The sequence below is a fragment of the Altererythrobacter sp. CAU 1644 genome, from assembly GCF_029623755.1.
GTDB classification, from domain to species: Bacteria; Pseudomonadota; Alphaproteobacteria; order Sphingomonadales; family Sphingomonadaceae; genus Erythrobacter; species Erythrobacter arenosus.
Genome location: NZ_CP121106.1, coordinates 2,195,977 through 2,213,486 on the forward strand (window position 1 = coordinate 2,195,977; position 17,510 = coordinate 2,213,486).

Here is a 17,510-nt window from a genome sequence, read left to right on the forward strand (position 1 = left end):
CGATTGGTGGGAGAAAAACACCATGTTTGAAGGTCTGAAGGCCTATCTGGACTCCGTCAGGGCCCGCGATCCCGCCCCCCGGTCGCGGTGGGAGATATTGCTCTACCCAGGCGTACTCGCTCTTGGCATGCATCGCGTGGCGCATTGGCTGTTCGAGGCAAAGCTGTTCTTCCTCGCGCGCTTCGTGAACCATTTTGCGCGATTCCTGACCGCGATCGACATCCATCCGGGTGCGACGATCGGCAAGAACCTGTTCATAGATCACGGCTTCACCGTGATTGGGGAGACGGCCGAGATCGGCGACGACGTCACGATCTACCAATGCGTGACGCTCGGTGGAACCAATCCGACCAATGGCCAGGGGGGCAAGCGCCACCCCACCATCCGCAGCAATGTTATCATCGGTTCCGGGGCGCAGATCATCGGGCCGATCACGATCGGCGACCGAGCCCGGATCGGTGCCAATGCGGTCGTCACCGATGACGTTCCCGAAGGCGCGACCATGATCGGGCTCAAGGCCCGTTCGACGCTCGTCCCGGCAGAGGAGTGGATCAAGGAATTCATCCCCTACGGCACGCCCTGCGACGATCCCTGCGAGGAAATGCGCAATTCGGGCCGCGACTGCGTCGAGAAGCTCGAGAACGAGCTCAAGTCGCTGCGCGCCGAGTTCGAGGCGCTGAAGGCGGCGCAAGAGGGACAGAGCGTCCCGCAGCGTAGCGGGACCGACGACTGATGTCGTCCGGCTTCGGGTCCGGCACGAGCGGCTCGATCATTGCTTTTCCGGGACGTGTTCAAGGCCAGGTCGGCTTTGCGCGCGACGAGCTGCAGCGCATCCTCGACCTCTATGGCCGCATGGTCGCCGCGGGCGAGTGGCGCGATTACGCGATGGACTTCACCCGCGACTTCGCCGTTTTCGCGGCGTTTCGTCGTACTGCCGAACGCCCGCAAACCCGGATCGAGAAGCGCCCGAGCCTGCGCAACCGGCAGGGCATGTGGACCCTGTTCGGCGAGCATGGGCAGATCCTCAAGCGCGGGCATGAGCTTGGCGGGGTGCTGGCACCGGTCGAACGTCGCCTGGTCAAATCTGTCGGCGACTAGCTCTTCAGCCTTGCGCGCAGGAGTTCCGCTGCGGTGATGATCGATGGAAAAATAAAGCCCTTAAGATAGGAAAGCGGATGCCTGCCGGCGGTGAAGTCCGCCTGCACCCAACCGAGATGTGCGAAGTACTGGGTGGCAATAAGTCCTGCGATGCTCGCCCACATGGCCAATAGCGCTACCCGTTTGCCGACAACAACTGCAACAAGGCTGACGACAATCGACAGGCGGAGAGCCAACTGGACAAAGTTGTATGTGGCGTTGCTGGAAAGACCGCGCCCCATCAAGACGTCGTAGATCATGGTCAGGTGGTAGAAGACCAGCAGGCCTGCAGGGATTAGTACGACCAGGCGCAGAACAACCGATTGCCATGCGTGCGTTTCCGCCAGGAATTCTTTCATCGACATGCATTCCTCCAATAAAATGGGCCCGCACTTGCGTGCGAGCCCATCCTCCCGTCGGTGATATTCCGGCCCTAGTTCGCAGCGATCGCGGTGGCGGGGACGCGTGCACTGAGATCGCCGGGTAGCGCGCTCACAACCTGCCGCCGGATCGGCGTCCAGAAAGCCGAGAGCGTCAGCAGCGCCGAGCCGATCACCAGCGCCGTCAGCGCGACGTTGAGTTCGACAGCGCCGAACCGCTCGAACAGCGATCCCAGGGCAAACAGCACATATGCCAGCGCCGAAACGAGCAATGCGCGGCGGTCGATTGCCAGGGCTACGAAACCCATCGCGACATAGACCACGAGCACGCCGATGGCGGCGCCCATGCCGATATTCTGGCCCTCGGTCACGCCGAGCCAATGGAACAGCGGATGCGCGATCATCGGTGCGGCAAGGAGGTGCAGCCAGAAGGCGACATCGCTGCGCCGGGTCTGGCGGCCGAGGTCGCTGATGTCCCAGCGCATGGCGAAGGCGAAGATCGCGAGACCTGCGATGAACACCAGTGGCATGAACACCGTCTGAGGGTCATCAATGGTTTTCGGGCCCAGCGCGGTCACGATCAATGCGATCACGGTGACGGTCAGCGCGGCAGCACCGGCGGCCACAGTGATCGGGACCATGAAGCGGCGCCAATGCATGTAGGCGGCACCGGCCGTAGCCAGACCTGCGCCTGCGATGAACAGCCCGGCGAGGACCTGGTTCTGCTCGAAGTTGTCGCCGCTGAAACCCAGTACGATGAAGCCGAGCAGCATCTCGAACACGCCGCCGACAAACGCCAGCAACAGCACGATGCTGGGCAGCGCCATGCGTCGCCGGCGGGTAAAGAACTCGGCCATTCCCCAGGCCGCCGCGGCGATCAGTAGCCCGGAAGAGGGCGGAGGTCCGTCGATGTTGGGTGTGAAAGACTGGCCGATCCCGGCCATGGCAACCAGCAGCAGCACTGCCGCGATGGTGACGAAAATGTCGTTGAAGCTGTTGATGAGCCGGAAATGCTCTTCATCGGTCGCTGGAGCCTCGCGGCTCGCGCGGACCGAGTTCCTCAGCGCGTCGGCCGCCTCGGCGCTGATCGCGCCGGAAGCGACCGCAGTGCGCAGGTCGTCTTCTGTATACATGGACGTAGCTCTCCCTGTTGATGAGGGAGAACTACGCCTAGTGTATTAGTGTGTCAATACAGTGTGCGATTTACCCGCGTGCCGAAGAGGGGCCGGTGCCCGTAACTTTCTGCATTGCCGTGAGAATCGCGCCCGACTGTTCCGAACCCGACTGTGGCGCCTTGAGGTTGGAGAACTCGCTGATCTTGTCCCAGTTGGCGGCAAAGCCTTCGACCGTGCGTTCGCCATCGGGCAGCCACACGGCGTCGTTCATCACGGTCCAGGCCGAGTGATAGCCGCCTGCACCCGCGCCAACGATGGCATTGGTCGGGGCGTCCTCGCTGACGAGGAAAAGCGCTGCGGGGACCACGTTTACCGGGTCGAACAGCTTGAAGGCTTCCTCGGGGAAGAGATCTTCGGTCATGCGCGTGCCCGCTACCGGCGACAGCGTGTTGCAGCGAATGTTGTACTTGGCGCCTTCGAGCTGGAGCGTCTTGGTCAGGCCGGCGAGGCCGAGCTTGGCTGCGCCATAGTTCGCCTGGCCGAAGTTGCCGAACAGGCCGGTCGAGGACGCGGTCATCAGGATGCGGCCGTAGGCCTGCTCGCGGAAGGTTTCCCAGCACGCCTTGGTCACGAAGGCCGAACCGGTTAGATGCACCTTGAGCACGAATTCGAAGTCCGCCGGTTCCATCTTGGCGAAGGTCTTGTCGCGCAACACGCCCGCGTTGTTGATCAATACGTGGACGCCGCCCCAATTCTGCTTGGCGTCGGCGACCATCTTTTCCATCTGCTCGTACTCGGTGACCGAGCCGCCATTCGACATGGCCTCGCCGCCCATCTTCTCGATTTCCTCGACGACCTGCAGCGCCATGTCGGAATGGCCGGTGCCGTCGCGTGCACCGCCGAGATCGTTGACCACGACCTTCGCGCCACGCCGTGCCAGTTCGAGCGCGTATTCCCTGCCCAGGCCACCGCCTGCGCCGGTTACGATTGCTACCTTGTCCTTGAAATCGATGCTCATGGGGGAACTCTCCGAGGCCTTCCGTTTACGTAATCTGCCGCGTGGGTGGCATTTTCTCTGCTGCGTTGCAACAGCACTTGCTCAATCGAGCGATGCCGTAGGGTCAAGCGCGGCGCTTATAGTCTTTCCAAGGCGGAAATCAGGCCATCGAGCGAATCGATGACTGCGTCTCCGCCAAGCTCGTGCGGCGGCTGGTCGCAATAGCCGTATGCTGCCACGACCACCGGAACTCCGGCACCGCGAGCCGCCTTCACATCATAGCTCGAATCGCCGACGAACACGAACCGGCCATCGCCGCAGATTCGGGCGGCTTCAATGACTGGATCGGGGGAAGGTTTCGCGCGGAACACGCCGTTCTCATCCTTGCCGAGTGAATCCCCGCCGATCACGCCGATGAAGTGATCGATCAGGCCGAGCTCGGTCAGGATCCCCCGTGCGAACTCCTCGAACTTGTTGGTGACCACCGCCATCTGCACGCCTCTCCGCGCAAGCTCCTCAAGCGTGCCTTTCGCACCGGGAAAGGGCCGGGTATGCACCGCGTTGTTCTCTGCATAGTAGCGCAGCATCTGCTTGTAGAGCGTACGGAATTCGTCCTCCGGCATGCCGCCCTGCTGGTCGACGGCGCGCGCCAGCATGATCTTCGCGCCGCCGCCGATCAGATCTTTCGAACTGTCGATCGGCACCGGATCGAACCCGCCCAGTTCGAGCGCATGGTTTACCGCCTCACCCAGGTCGCGGAAGGTGTCGAGCAGCGTGCCGTCGAGGTCGAATCCGACGGCGTCAAAGCGGAGTTCAGCCATGCGGGGATGCGTGGCGGATGGTGCTTCAATCCGCAAGCGTTTGGTGGCATTGGCCCCAGTAGCAGGAGTTGTCATGAGAGAATTTGCCGCCATCATCCTTGCCGCGGGCAAGGGTACTCGAATGAAAAGCGACCTCCACAAGGTGCTCCACCCGATCGCCGGACGGGCGATGATCGACCACCTGATGGCATCGGTCGACGAGCTGGCGCCTGCGCGCAAGGTCGTGGTCGTCGGCGCCGGGCGCGAGCAGCTCGAGACAGCCTTGGGCGACCGCGCGGCGACATGCCTCCAGGAACCCCAGCTAGGCACGGGCCATGCCGTGCAGCAGGCGCAGGCGCAGCTCGAAGGGTTCGAGGGCGACGTCCTCGTCATGTATGGCGACGTTCCATTCGTTCGCCCCGCGACCATGCAGGCGATGCTCGATCGATTGCGCGGCGATGATGCACCCGCCGCAGTGGTGCTTGGCTTCGAACCGGACGAAGCGCTGCAATATGGCCGGGTGATCGCCGATGGCGAGGGGCGCATCTCCAAGATGGTCGAGTTCAAGGACGCGAGCGAGGAAGAGCGCGCCTGTCGGTTGTGCAATTCGGGCCTGATGGCCGCGCGGGCTTCGGACCTGTGGGCGCTGCTCGACCGCGTTGGCAACGACAATGCGCAGGGCGAGTATTACCTTCCCGATATCGTCAACATCGCTATCGGCGACGGTCGAACGTGCGCGGCGGTCACCACCGACACGCCGGATGAGGTCGCCGGCATCAACAGTCGCGCCGAACTCGCTGCTGCCGAGCGTCAATGGCAGGAATACCGCCGTGAGGAGGCGATGGCCGAAGGCGTGAGCCTGAAGGCACCCGAAACGGTCTTCTTCAGCTGGGATACCGAGATCGGTCGCGACGTGACGATCGAGCCGAATGTTGTGTTCGGCCCTGGCGTGAAGATCGACGATGGCGCGCACATCAAGGCCTTTAGCCACATTGAGGGCGCGACGATCGGGCGGGAAGCGCAGGTCGGTCCATTCGCTCGCCTCAGGCCGGGCGCGGTGATGGAAGAGGGGGCTTTCGTCGGGAACTTCGTCGAGATGAAGAAGGCAGTGCTCGGTCCGGGAGCCAAGGCGAGCCATTTAAGCTATCTTGGCGATACGACCGTGGGCGCCAATGCCAACATCGGCGCTGGCACGATTACCTGCAACTACGATGGATATTTCAAATACAAGACCGAAATCGGCGAGCGCGCGTTCATCGGTTCGAACAGCGCCCTCATTGCCCCCGTCAAGATCGGAGCGGACGCTATCGTCGCTGCGGGCAGCGCGGTCAGCCGCGATGTTGCTCCGGGTGAGCTGCGGATGGTGCGCGGTGAGCAATTGGTCAAACCTGGCTGGGCCGACCGTTTCCACGACACGATGAAGAAGAAAAAAGCTGCCGAGAAAAAAGGCTGACGCAGCGGTGCCCGATGAGGAGCAGACCTGCTGGTTGTGCGAGCGGCCGTTCGAAACGCTGATCCAGTGGCATCATCCGGTGCCAAAGGCCAAGAAAGGACGCGGGACTGTCCCGGTGCATCCGATCTGCCACAAGGCGATCCACGCCAATTTCACCAACTCGCAACTCGCGCGTATCGGCGATGACCGGGATTCTGTCGTCGAAAACGATACGGTGGCGAAGTTTATCGACTGGGTGAAGGACAAGTCGCCCGACTTTCACGCTCCGACGCGCTGAAGACCCCCAGAACGGGCAGGGGCGACCCCTCGCGGGATCGCCCCTCAGGGTACCGATACTGAAACTTACAGCGTTTCGAGCTGACGACGCGGTGCGCCGGCCTTGCGGTCGACCTTGCGTTCCCAACTTTCGAATTCGTTGCGGCTGAGCAAGTAGCGCCAGCGCGCCTCGTCGAAGCTGATCAGCTTGTCGCGAACCGCCCGCACGACCTTCTCCTTGCGGGCATCGGACCAGTGAACATCGTGCGATTCCGGCAGTCCGGCACGCTTGATCGCGTCGGCGACGGTTTCATGTGGGGCATATGGCATTTCGTCTGTTCTCCAACTTTTGGCCCCCCGATGGCTCAATTGCTGGGTTTTGACGGTTAATTTCGAGTATCCGGATTTCCCTTAGCGTCGATTCATCATCTGACCCGTGCGATCTTCACGACGAACCGCGCTTATCTCCGAAAATCAATGCCATGAACACGCTGCGACAGGTGGGTGGTGGGCGAGGTTCAATCCTCGCCCGAAGTCGATTCGCCCATCAATCGCTGCATCAAGTAAACGTATTGCAACGCCAGCAACTGTGCGCGCTGCTCGTTGTCGACGCCGCCCGAGTGCCCTCCGGTCATCTCCTCGTAGTAATAATACGGCTGACCCAGTGCCTTGAGCTTGGCCGCTCCCTTGCGCGCATGCGCGGGGTGGGTGCGATCGTCTGCGGTCGAAGCCCACAGGAAGGGCGCGGGGTATTCCACCCCTTCCACGATCTTCTGATACGGCGAATAACCTTCGATCCAGGCCCGCTGCTCGGGAATGCGGGGGTCGCCATACTCGCCGATCCACGAAGCGCCGCGCCCGATCAGGTGATAGCGCAGCATGTCGAACAACGGGATCTGCACGATCGCGGCATTGAACAGGTCGGGCCGCTGCGTGAACGCGGTCCCAACCAGCAGCCCGCCTTGTGATCCGCCCTGGATGCCCAGGTGCTCAGGCGAGGTAAAGCCGCGCGCCACCATGTCTTCTGCAATCGCGATGAAATCGTCCCAGGTGCGCTGCTTGTTCTCGCGGATCGCCGTCTGGTGCCAGTTCGGGCCGAATTCGCCGCCGCCGCGCATGTTGCCGAGAACGTAGGCGCCACCGTTCTCCAACCACAGCTTGCCGGTCGTTCCGAGATAGGTGGGAAGCCGTGAAACCTGGAAACCGCCGTAGCCGGTCAGCAAAGTGGCGGTCGTGCCGTCCAAGACCATGCCCTTGGGCTTGACGATGAAATAGGGAATCCTCGCGCCGTCCTTGCTGATCGCCTCATGCTGCTCGACCTCCATGCCTTCGGGGACGAAGTAGGCGGGCGATGTCTTGATCACCTCGGGCGCATCGCTCCCATCGCTGTAGTAGAGCGTACTCGGCGTGAGGAAGTCGGCCACCGAATACATGATCTGATCGGTTTCATCCGATGAGGCGGCGATGCTGACGCTGGCATTGTCGGGCAGGTCGACCGTAGTGCTGGTCCATCTGCCGTCCTCGAAGTCGAACCGCAGCACGCGGCCACGAACATTGTCGAGCAATCCGACGAACAAGGAATTGCCGGTGATCGCGCTGCTCTCCCTGGTCTGGCGATCGCCGGGAGCCCAAACCAGCACCTTCCTTGCCCCGTTGGGATCGGCTTTCCATTCCTCCAGGTCGACCGCGACCAGCGAATCCGCCGGGAAGGTGCCGTCCGTGGTTTCCCAGTCGACGTCGGTGCTGAAGAGCAAGTGCCCGTCGACGATGCCATAGGGGCCCGCTTTCCTGGGCAGGTCCAACTCCACCCACTCGTCGTTTTTCCAGACGTAGTAGGCGCGTTCGTGAAACGAGAGTCCACGCGAAGCTACGCGGGCGTGAATGGTCGCTTCGTTGTCGCGCAGCAGGTACGCCCCGGCCGAAACATCGGTCTTCTCGCCGCGGAAGATCTCTTGCGCGTCGTCGATTGACTGGCCGCGCTTCCAGATGCGCGTGGTGTAGGGATATTCGCTCTCGGTCATCAGCTCTTCGCTGAAATTGCGCGAGACGAGCAAGGTATCGTGGTCGAGCCACTGGATGCCGCCTTGGCTCTCCTCGAGCTCGAACCCGCCCTCAACAAAACTCTTGGTGTGCATGTCGAATTCGCGCAGCACGGTCGCATCCTTGCCCCCGTCGCTCAGCGCGATCATGCAATGACGCAGCGCTGGGGGCAGGCAGGTCGAACCCTTGTAGACCCACTCGCGCTCTTCCTGCGCTGCGAGCTTGTCGACATCGAGAACGATCTCCCACTCCGGTTCTTCGGTGCGATAGCTTTCGAGCGAAGTGCGGCGCACGAGGCCGCGCGGGTTCTGCTTGTCCTGCCAGAAATTGTAGAGCCCGTCGGGGCGGAAGGAGACGAAGGGAATGCGGTCATTGCTATCGAGGATCGTCAGCGCTTCGGCCTTGAGCTGCTCGAACCGCGCATCGCCCGCAAGCGCTGCGATCGTGCGCTGATTTTCCTTGGTCACCCACTCGAGCGCCTCGGGAGCGCGCGCTTCCTCGAGCCAGATATGCGGGTCCTGCTCGGGGCCTGGGACGCCATCGTCGGCAAGGCTTGGGGAATTTGCGGCGGTGCTCATGAGAAAAGCCAGAGCGAGTTTGCGACCAAGTTTCAATGTCCTCTCCTTGAAAATTCCAAGCCCTCGCGTGAGCCCCTTCTACGAGTACCGATTCTGGAAATGTAGCGAAACGGTATTTGGCGCCTCAGACCGAGGCTCGCGTTTGTCCTCTCTCGCGGATCAAATCCCAAAAAGGTACTCCGAGCCAACTCAGCCCTCGCTTTTGCGGTGCGCGAGCGAAAGTTCCCGACAGATACCAAATCGGCAATACAAGGATTATCGCGACAAGCCCGTCCACGGCGTAATGATATGCGAGGTGGATCGACCCAATGAAAATTATGATCAGAAAAGCAAGAGAAAGCCTCGACCAGAGTTTCGAAACTTCGCGCATCGCGAGATAAAAAAGAAAAGCCAGCGCGACGTGCATGGAAGGCATGGCTGTAATTCCACGCCCAAGCCCATGATCACCAGACCGATGCCACGCAAGTAATGATTCCTGAACGCTTAACACCATTACCGGCCACTGCTTGTCCGCCTCCCGGAGATATGCAGTTTGTGCATCGAAGGTATCCAATCCAAGAAGAGGCCCAGCGAAAACCGGTCCAACCGACGATAGCGCATTTGCGAAACCTATGCCGATAATTGACCAACTGAGGAAGTAGGCGATGAAATATCTTTGTCGCAAGACCGGATTCTGCTGGTAGATTCCCATAAAGATTGAGCCCGCGAAAATCAGCAAGATCCACAAATGATATCCAAGTGAAAGTGCGGATGTGACAACAGGGAAACCGAAAAACGGGTGAATAGCCTGCCAAGCATCGGAACCCATAAATATTACACGGTCCCAAGCGATAAAAGTTGGATCCCAGGAGTATGGATTGAATAGTGGAATCGCGCTCTTGAATGCTGAGAATAGAGGCATGAATAAAGTCAAACAGCCAAGAAGCCCGAGAAATTCGAACGTGCGCTTGAAGAGTGTCGCGTTCAGCACTGACAGGCGTATATGACTGATTGGAAAGTTTGGGCGATCTATTGCCAAGCGAAACAAGACACTTCCTAGGACCATGAAGATCCACATGGCAAAATAGAGTGTGAAGTTGGTTGACGCTGAACGAACGACATCGCGAACGATGCCGTGTTGAAGAAGGAAAAAATAGCTTAGCGCGCAAAAAGACAACACGACGATGACGATTGGCCAATCCGCAATCGCATGCTCGTCAACTTGAGGGCTGTTTCGTTTCAAAGCCAAGATTCCCGAATTTGAGAACGAAACCCTACCCAAGACTATCCAATAAGAACAGGCACTCGCCTTAAGCTATACAAGGCGTCAACAAGAATGGGCGACACCACCTGTTCGTGGGGCCGCCCTTGATGTGTCTGCTTAGGTCGAGCCGATCAGGCGTCGACGTGTTCCGCGAGGACCGTCAGGCCGTTATCGCCGACTTCCGCGAAGCCGCCGCGGACCTGGATCTCTTCCGGAGCGGCGCCGTCGGTCTTGTAGACCTGAACTGCGCCGTCGCGGATCGTCGACATGAAGGGCGCATGGCCCTCCAGCACGCCGAACTCGCCTTCCGCGCCGGGCACGACCACCATGTGGACGTCCTCGCTGCGGACAAGCCGTTCCGGCGTAACGAGTTCGAAGTGCAGAGCCATCGCGATTACGCGTCCTCGGCGAGGCGCTTGGCCTTCTCGACCGCCTCGTCGATCCCGCCAACCATGTAGAAGGCAGCTTCGGGCAGGTGGTCGTATTCGCCGTCGACGACAGCTTTGAACGACTTGATCGTGTCTTCGAGCTGCACGAACTTGCCCGGGATGTTGGTAAACACCTCGGCCACGTGGAACGGCTGCGACAGGAAGCGCTGGATCTTGCGCGCGCGGGCGACGGTCAGCTTATCTTCTTCCGACAGTTCATCCATGCCGAGAATGGCGATGATGTCCTGCAGGCTCTTGTACTTCTGCAGGATTTCCTGGACGCGGCGAGCGGTTTCATAGTGCTCCTGGCCGACGACGCGCGGTTCGAGAACGCGCGAGGTCGAGTCGAGCGGGTCGACCGCTGGGTAGATGCCGAGTTCCGAAATTGCGCGGCTCAGCGTGGTCGTTGCGTCCAAGTGGGCGAACGAAGTTGCCGGGGCCGGGTCGGTAAGGTCGTCGGCCGGAACGTAGATCGCCTGCACCGAGGTAATCGAACCCTTGGTGGTCGAGGTGATGCGTTCCTGCAGATTGCCCATGTCGGTCGACAGGGTCGGCTGATAGCCCACGGCCGAAGGAATACGGCCGAGCAGTGCCGACACTTCCGAACCCGCCTGGGTGAAGCGGAAGATGTTGTCGACGAAGAACAGCACGTCCTGGCCTTCCTGGTCACGGAAGTACTCGGCCATGGTCAGGCCTGAGAGAGCGACGCGGGCACGCGCGCCCGGAGGCTCGTTCATCTGGCCGAACACGAGCGCCACCTTCGAACCTTCGCTGGTTGCGTTGCCGTCGGCGTCCTTGGCGATGACGCCGGCGTCGAGGAATTCGTGGTAGAGGTCGTTACCTTCGCGGGTACGCTCACCCACACCGGCGAACACAGACACACCACCGTGGCCCTTCGCGATGTTGTTGATCAGTTCCTGGATCAGCACGGTCTTGCCCACGCCGGCACCGCCGAACAGGCCGATCTTGCCGCCACGTGCGTAGGGTGCGAGCAGGTCGATGACCTTGATCCCGGTGACGAGGATGGCCGCTTCGGTCGACTGGTCGACGAACAGCGGAGCCTCGGCATGGATCGGTGCGGACATGTCGGCGCCGATCGGGCCGCGTTCGTCGATCGGCTGGCCGATGACGTTCATGATGCGGCCGAGCGTCTTCGGGCCCACCGGCACCGAGATCTGCGCGCCGGTGTTCACAACTTCCTGGCCGCGGGTGAGGCCGTCGGTCCCGTCCATCGCGATGGTGCGGACGGTGTTCTCGCCGAGGTGCTGCGCAACTTCGAGAACCAGCGTGTTGTCGCCGTTCTTGGTTTCGAGCGCGGTGAGAATCGCGGGCAGTTCGCCTTCGAAGGTCACGTCGACGACGGCGCCGATGACCTGGCTGATGCTGCCATTGGTGGTCTGGTTGAGGACGGGTGCGGTGGCCATGTTGGTTTCCTTAGCCTTCTGGTCTCTTAGAGCGCTTCAGCGCCAGCAATGATTTCGATGAGTTCGGTGGTGATCGCGGCCTGGCGGCTGCGGTTGTACTGGATCGTCAGCTTGTTGATCAGGTCGCCGGCGTTGCGCGTGGCATTGTCCATCGCGGTCATCGAGGCACCCTGTTCGGAAGCTTCGCGTTCGAGCAACGCGCCGAAGATCTGCGTCTTGACGTAGCGCGGCAGCAATTCCTCGAGGATTTCCTCTTCGCCCGGCTCGTATTCGACAACGGCATCGCTGCTGTCTGCAACTTCGGGCGAGGGGACGGGGATCAGCTGAACCGTGGTCGGGTCCTGCGCCAGCGCGCTCTTGAATGTCGGGTAGACGAGGTGGGCGACATCGAAATCGCCTGCCTCGAACATCGCGATCAGTTCGTTGGCCGCTGCGTCGGCCTCTTCGAAGCCGGGGTTCTTCACATGGGCCGTATCGAACAGCTTCGCGATGCGGTTTTCGTAATCGCGCTTGATCGGCGCACGACCCTTCTTGCCGATGAGGTAGAACTTCACGTCCTTGCCGTCGGCAATCAGCTTCTTCGCCTGAAGCTTGGCTTCCTTGACGATGTTCGAGTTGAGGCCGCCGCACAGGCCCTTGTCGGTGTTTACCACCACCATCAGGTGGCGCTGGTCGCTACCGGTACCTGCGAGCAGCTTGGGCGCGCTGTCGCCGCTCACCTTGGAGGCGAGCGAAGCCATCACGCCCGACAGCCGTTCGGCATAGGGGCGCGCCGCTTCGGCAGCCGCCTGCGCACGACGCAGCTTGGCCGCAGCGACCATCTGCTTGGCCTTGGTGATCTTCTGGGTCGATTTGACCGAGTTGATCCGACCCTTGAGTTCTTTCAGCGAGGCCATGTCGGCTCCCTAATCGTGTCTCTCAGGCTCAGGCGAACTGCTTGGCGAAGGCGTCGAGTGCAGCCTTCGTCTTGTCAGCGACTTCACCTTCGAACTTGCCGGTCTCGCGGATTTCCTTGAGCACGTCGGCATGTTCCGAGCGCATGAAGCTCAGCATGGCGGCTTCGTATTCGGTGACGCGGTCGACGGCGACGGCATCAAGATAGCCGTTGGTACCGGCATAGATCGACACGGTCTGCTCCTCGAACGGCATCGGCTGGAACTGCGGCTGCTTGAGCAGCTCGGTCAGGCGGGCACCACGGTTGAGCAGCTTCTGCGTCGCGGCGTCGAGGTCCGAGCCGAACTGCGCGAAGGCGGCCATTTCACGGTACTGCGCGAGCTCGAGCTTGATCGAGCCGGACACCTTCTTCATCGCCTTGGTCTGGGCGGCACCGCCCACACGGCTAACCGAGAGGCCGACGTTAATCGCCGGACGCACGCCCTGGTAGAACAGGTCGGTTTCGAGGAAGATCTGGCCGTCGGTGATCGAGATCACGTTGGTCGGAATGTAGGCCGACACGTCGCCTGCCTGCGTTTCGATGACGGGGAGGGCGGTCAGCGAACCGGCGCCATTCTCTTCGTTCATCTTCGCCGCACGCTCGAGCAGGCGGCTGTGGAGGTAGAACACGTCGCCCGGATAGGCTTCGCGGCCCGGAGGACGACGCAGCAGCAGCGACATCTGGCGGTAGGCGACGGCCTGCTTGGAAAGGTCGTCGTACACGATCACGGCGTGCATGCCGTTGTCGCGGAAGAACTCGCCCATCGCAGCGCCGGTGTAGGGCGCGAGATACTGCAGCGGAGCTGGCTCCGAAGCGGTCGCGGCGATGACGATCGAATATTCCATCGCGCCGTTTTCTTCGAGCTGGCGCACGATCTGCGCGACGGTCGAACGCTTCTGGCCGACAGCGACGTAGATGCAATAGAGCTTCTTCGATTCGTCGTCCGACTTGTTGACTTCCTTCTGGTTGATGAAGGTGTCGATCGCGACGGCCGTCTTGCCGGTCTGGCGGTCGCCGATGATCAATTCGCGCTGGCCACGGCCGACGGGAACCAGTGCGTCGAGCGCCTTGAGGCCGGTCTGCACGGGCTCGTGCACCGACTTGCGCGGGATGATGCCGGGCGCCTTGGTTTCGACCAGGCGACGCTCGGTGGACTCGATCGGGCCCTTGCCGTCGATCGGATTGCCGAGCGCGTCGACCACGCGGCCGAGCAGGCCCTTGCCGACAGGGACGTCCACGATGGTGCCGGTCCGCTTGACGCTGTCGCCTTCCTTGATTTCGGCGTCGGAGCCGAAGATCACGACGCCAACGTTGTCGGCTTCGAGGTTGAGGGCCATGCCCTGAACGCCATTGGCGAATTCGACCATTTCACCGGCCTGGACCTTGTCGAGGCCGTGGATGCGGGCGATGCCGTCACCCACCGAGAGAACGGAGCCGACTTCGCTGACTTCGGCCTCGGTGCCGAAATTGGCGATCTGGTCCTTGATGACCTTGGAGATTTCTGCGGCGCGGATTTCCATCATTTAGCCTTTCATCGCGTTCGCGAGGGAATTCAAACGGGTGCGGATCGAGCCGTCGATGCGCTGCGATCCAATGGTTACGACGAGGCCGCCCAGAAGATCTGGGTCGACGCTCGGCTTGAGCTTTACGGTGCGGCCTTCGCGCGCGGTCAGCTTGTCCTTGAGCGTGGCAAGCTGATCGTCTGTGAGCGCGTGGGCGCTGGTCACTTCGGCAGTCACTTCGCCGCGCTGGGCAGCGGCGATGGTCTGGAAGGCGCGGATCATTTCGGGCAGCGCGCCAAGGCGGCGGTTCTGCGCCAGCACGGCGAGGAACTTCTGCGTCAGCTGCGTCAGGCCGAGCACGCCGGCGACGCCATCGATCGCGGCGCCTTGCGCCTTGCGGCTGAGTTCGGGGTTGGTGGTGACGTTGCGCAGCTCGACCGATTCGGCGAGCGCGGCCTCGAGCTTCTCGAGGTCCGATTCGACCGCTGTCACGGTGCCATCTTCGGCTGCGAGCTCGAACAAGGCAACTGCGTAACGCCCTGCCAGGCTAGCCTGAATACCGGCGGAAATATCCACGCGTCTGAGGTCCTCTTGGATCCGGAAAATAACGATGCATCGCTTTGGCCGATCCGGGTGCGCAGAAGGCACCCCGGCAAAGCTGGCGCGCGCCTAGCACCGAGCATGCTGCGATGCAACCCGATTGGCGGCGATTCTATGGACTCATTGTACCTATGTCGTAGGATGCAGCGGAAATGCGCGATCAAGCGCGGGAGAGGCATGATGGAAATTACCCCGATGGCCCCCAAATGCGGGGTCGAAATCTCCGGAGTTTCGCTCAGCGATTGCAGCGATGCCGAGATGGGCCGGATCAAGCACGCCATCTACGAGCATGGGGTCGCAGTCTTCCGCGATCAGGACTTCTCGCCAGAGGAACACATCGCTTTCGCAAAGCGCTGGGGCGGGATCGACATCAACAACTATTTCCCGCTGACGGATCAGCATCCCGAGATCGCGATCGTGCGGAAGGCCCCCGACCAGCAGACCAATATCGGCGGGGCGTGGCACACCGACCATTCCTATGACCAGATCCCGGCGATGGGATCGATCCTGGTGGCGCGCGTGCTCCCGCCCAAGGGGGGCGACACGCTCTATGCCCATATGGGTGCGGCCTATGATTCGCTGCCGGACGATCTGAAGAAGGAGATCGAAGGGCTGGAGGCGTTTCACACCGCCGACCATGTATATAAGGCCGACGGGCTCTATGCGCAGACCGACATGGGCGGCGAGCTACGCGGGCAGGATCTCAAGACCGGGGCTGTCCATCCGGTGGTGATCCGCCATCCGCACACCGGGCGCAGGCTGCTTTACGTCAACATTGCCTTCACCGTGAACATCGTTGGGCGCACGCGCGAGGAAAGCCTGCCGCTGCTCCATCGGCTCTACGATGCGGCGGTGAGTGCCGACAACCAGTGCCGCGTTGTGTGGCAGCCGGGCACGGTCGCGATCTGGGACAACCGGACGACCTGGCACAATGCTCTGAACGACTACCAGGGGCACGCGCGCGAGATGCACCGCATTACGTTGAGCGGGGACGCGCTGGCCGCCTAGCTTGCCCCGAGGTACTCGTTCGCTGAGCTACTCTTCGCTGTCCCCGGTTGAGGACGTGGCTCGCCGCGTCGGCGAAGGCTCGCAGCTATAGACCAGCCGCTCGTTCGGGCGATTGGGGAGCAACGAGAGCACGCCCGATTGCTGCTCGCCCAGGGTCCGCGCGGCGTCGGTCACCCCGCAGCTTGGCGGAGAATACTCGCCGCGGGCTTCGCGCGCCTGCGACATCGCCGCGCGCCCCAGCAAATAGCGATCGGTACGGAATGTCCGCGTCTTCGGGTCGTAGTGGTTGACCGAAACCGCGTCTTCATCATCGGGCACGAGCACGCGCGTCCAGTCGCCGTTGAGGTAACCGTACTGGGTGCGGGTGTTAACGCAGCCATCGGCCGCCCAGTCGAATTCGACATCGTCGGTCCGCGCGCTGGTGACGCGGCTGCGATCAGGAAGGAGCGAACACAGCAAGGTCCCCTCGCTGGCAAGTGAATCGGGGTTCTGGCCGCCGTCCTGGTTCTCGCTGCCGGTGGCCGCCTGCACGCGGCGATCGATTTCCTCGAGGCCCGGGCGAGTGATCCACAACACGATCGCGCCGACGAGCGACAGGCCCGCCACCGCGAAGCCGATCATTGCGCGGCGTTCGGATTCCTCCTGCTGGCGGGCATTCCAGCCGATGTAGCCCGCCGCCGATGCGACCATCAGCAGGATCAGCGCCAGCGCCAGGGCGTTCTCGCGCTCGTCCATGACCGAGAGTTGCGCCTCGAACCGGGCGCGATCGCGCTTCTCGCGCAGTTCGTTCTCCCGCGCCTCGAGCCGCTCACGGGCGTCGGAGCGTTGCTGTTCGAGCCGCGCCCGCTCGGCCGCGTCGAGATCGTCGATGCTCTTGCAGGGAAGTGAATTGGTGCGCGGTTCGACTTCATTGGCGCGCAGGAACGGCAGCAGCTCGCGGTTCGAGACGGCGAAGTAGAATTCCGCATCCGAACCGTCCGAATCCGCGCCGAAGCTGTTGACGCCGAGCACTCTGCCGCATGCGTCGAGCAGCGGCCCGCCGGAATTCCCGCGTGCGATCGGCGCGGTATGGAGGATAGTGTCGAACTGGCGGCTGGGCCGTGCGCCCGACAGGAAGCCGCGGCTCTTGACCGGGGGCTGGGCGCGAAAGATGTCGCCGATGTCGAGTCCCTGCGCGCGATCGACATTCATCGGGTAGCCGACCGAGGAAACCTCGCCCATGTCGCCCGCCGCGCCGCCGGCGATCGTCAGCGGCGGCAGGCGCAGGCTGCCTTCGGTGATCTCGATCAGGGCGAGGTCGTTGCGCGGGCTGACCGATACCGCCTTGCCATAGGCGGCTTCCTCGCCCTCGCTCGGCACGATGCCGATCCGCAACGTGTCGTCGAGCAGCGCCTCGCGCACGACGTGGGCATTGGTCACCACCTTGGTCGCGCTGACGGCAAAGCCGCTGCCGTGGCTGACCGGATAGACCTCTTCGCCGCTGCTGCCGATGATGACCACGCGCACTACGCCGCGCGCCGCTGCATCGATGTCAGCAGGATCGGCATTGGTGGTCTGGGGGAAGGCTAGCGCCAGCAACAGCGCCAGGAGGCAGAGAATACGGGTCATGGGCTGCG

18 protein-coding genes are annotated in these 17,510 nt (G+C 62.1%); 5 read left to right on the forward strand and 13 right to left on the reverse strand.

Going from position 1 to position 17,510, the window contains the following annotated elements:
- Positions 1-22 precede the first annotated feature (22 nt).
- Both epsC and P7228_RS10890 read left to right on the forward strand, forming a co-directional pair.
- The gene (gene epsC / locus P7228_RS10885) at positions 23-733 is read left to right on the forward strand and encodes a serine O-acetyltransferase EpsC (RefSeq protein WP_278015267.1); all 711 of its coding nucleotides are present in this window, start codon (positions 23-25) and stop codon (positions 731-733) included.
- Complete coding sequence (locus P7228_RS10890) at positions 733-1,098, forward strand: DUF2794 domain-containing protein (protein ID WP_278015268.1); 366 nt, start codon at positions 733-735, stop codon at positions 1,096-1,098. The genes epsC and P7228_RS10890 overlap by 1 nt, the downstream gene beginning before the upstream one ends.
- On the opposite strand, the gene P7228_RS10895 is transcribed toward P7228_RS10890, so the two are convergent.
- The 4 genes from P7228_RS10895 to P7228_RS10910 all read right to left on the reverse strand — a co-directional run bounded on the left by P7228_RS10895 (position 1,095) and on the right by P7228_RS10910 (position 4,450).
- Entirely contained in the window at positions 1,095-1,502 is a 408-nt protein-coding gene (locus tag P7228_RS10895; RefSeq protein WP_278015269.1) for a hypothetical protein, read from the reverse strand. The two genes, P7228_RS10890 and P7228_RS10895, sit on opposite strands and share 4 nt — an antisense overlap.
- A gap of 68 nt (positions 1,503-1,570) precedes the next feature.
- Positions 1,571-2,650 carry a hypothetical protein gene (locus tag P7228_RS10900; protein ID WP_278015270.1) on the reverse strand — a complete coding sequence of 360 codons (1,080 nt, stop codon included), beginning with the start codon at positions 2,648-2,650 and terminating at the stop codon, positions 1,571-1,573.
- 70 nt (positions 2,651-2,720) lie between these two features.
- Entirely contained in the window at positions 2,721-3,650 is a 930-nt protein-coding gene (locus tag P7228_RS10905) for an SDR family NAD(P)-dependent oxidoreductase (protein ID WP_278015271.1), read from the reverse strand.
- A 116-nt stretch (positions 3,651-3,766) separates the two neighbouring features.
- Positions 3,767-4,450 carry an HAD hydrolase-like protein gene (locus P7228_RS10910; RefSeq protein ID WP_278015272.1) on the reverse strand — a complete coding sequence of 228 codons (684 nt, stop codon included), beginning with the start codon at positions 4,448-4,450 and terminating at the stop codon, positions 3,767-3,769.
- 73 nt (positions 4,451-4,523) lie between these two features.
- On the opposite strand from P7228_RS10910, the gene glmU reads away from it, so the two are divergent.
- Positions 4,524-5,882 carry a bifunctional UDP-N-acetylglucosamine diphosphorylase/glucosamine-1-phosphate N-acetyltransferase GlmU gene (gene glmU, locus P7228_RS10915; RefSeq protein ID WP_278015273.1) on the forward strand — a complete coding sequence of 453 codons (1,359 nt, stop codon included), beginning with the start codon at positions 4,524-4,526 and terminating at the stop codon, positions 5,880-5,882.
- Positions 5,883-5,889: 7 nt separating this feature from the next.
- Positions 5,890-6,159 (forward strand): HNH endonuclease, encoded by a 270-nt coding sequence (locus tag P7228_RS10920; RefSeq protein WP_278015274.1) that lies wholly within the window; start codon positions 5,890-5,892, stop codon positions 6,157-6,159.
- 65 nt (positions 6,160-6,224) lie between these two features.
- On the opposite strand, the gene P7228_RS10925 is transcribed toward P7228_RS10920, so the two are convergent.
- From P7228_RS10925 to P7228_RS10960, 8 genes are all read right to left on the reverse strand, one after another.
- Entirely contained in the window at positions 6,225-6,467 is a 243-nt protein-coding gene (locus tag P7228_RS10925; RefSeq protein ID WP_278015275.1) for a DUF1153 domain-containing protein, read from the reverse strand.
- Between the two features lie 188 nt (positions 6,468-6,655).
- On the reverse strand, positions 6,656-8,755 hold the full coding sequence (locus tag P7228_RS10930; RefSeq protein WP_278015276.1) for a prolyl oligopeptidase family serine peptidase: 2,100 nt from the start codon (positions 8,753-8,755) through the stop codon (positions 6,656-6,658).
- 124 nt (positions 8,756-8,879) lie between these two features.
- Entirely contained in the window at positions 8,880-9,977 is a 1,098-nt protein-coding gene (locus tag P7228_RS10935; protein WP_278015277.1) for a phosphatase PAP2 family protein, read from the reverse strand.
- A gap of 152 nt (positions 9,978-10,129) precedes the next feature.
- The gene (locus tag P7228_RS10940; RefSeq protein ID WP_278015278.1) at positions 10,130-10,387 is read right to left on the reverse strand and encodes an ATP synthase F1 subunit epsilon; all 258 of its coding nucleotides are present in this window, start codon (positions 10,385-10,387) and stop codon (positions 10,130-10,132) included.
- Positions 10,388-10,392: 5 nt separating this feature from the next.
- The gene (gene atpD, locus P7228_RS10945; RefSeq protein WP_278015279.1) at positions 10,393-11,850 is read right to left on the reverse strand and encodes a F0F1 ATP synthase subunit beta; all 1,458 of its coding nucleotides are present in this window, start codon (positions 11,848-11,850) and stop codon (positions 10,393-10,395) included.
- Between the two features lie 26 nt (positions 11,851-11,876).
- Positions 11,877-12,746 (reverse strand): F0F1 ATP synthase subunit gamma, encoded by an 870-nt coding sequence (locus P7228_RS10950; protein ID WP_278015280.1) that lies wholly within the window; start codon positions 12,744-12,746, stop codon positions 11,877-11,879.
- Between the two features lie 28 nt (positions 12,747-12,774).
- On the reverse strand, positions 12,775-14,304 hold the full coding sequence (gene atpA, locus P7228_RS10955) for a F0F1 ATP synthase subunit alpha (RefSeq protein WP_278017754.1): 1,530 nt from the start codon (positions 14,302-14,304) through the stop codon (positions 12,775-12,777).
- A 3-nt stretch (positions 14,305-14,307) separates the two neighbouring features.
- Positions 14,308-14,862 carry a F0F1 ATP synthase subunit delta gene (locus P7228_RS10960; protein ID WP_278015281.1) on the reverse strand — a complete coding sequence of 185 codons (555 nt, stop codon included), beginning with the start codon at positions 14,860-14,862 and terminating at the stop codon, positions 14,308-14,310.
- A 201-nt stretch (positions 14,863-15,063) separates the two neighbouring features.
- Between P7228_RS10960 and P7228_RS10965 the strand changes: the two genes are divergently transcribed.
- Positions 15,064-15,894 (forward strand): TauD/TfdA dioxygenase family protein, encoded by an 831-nt coding sequence (locus tag P7228_RS10965; RefSeq protein ID WP_278015282.1) that lies wholly within the window; start codon positions 15,064-15,066, stop codon positions 15,892-15,894.
- 27 nt (positions 15,895-15,921) lie between these two features.
- On the opposite strand, the gene P7228_RS10970 is transcribed toward P7228_RS10965, so the two are convergent.
- A complete protein-coding gene (locus P7228_RS10970) occupies positions 15,922-17,502 on the reverse strand; it encodes a trypsin-like peptidase domain-containing protein (protein WP_278015283.1) in 1,581 nt (526 codons plus the stop codon).
- Positions 17,503-17,510: the final 8 nt, after the last annotated feature.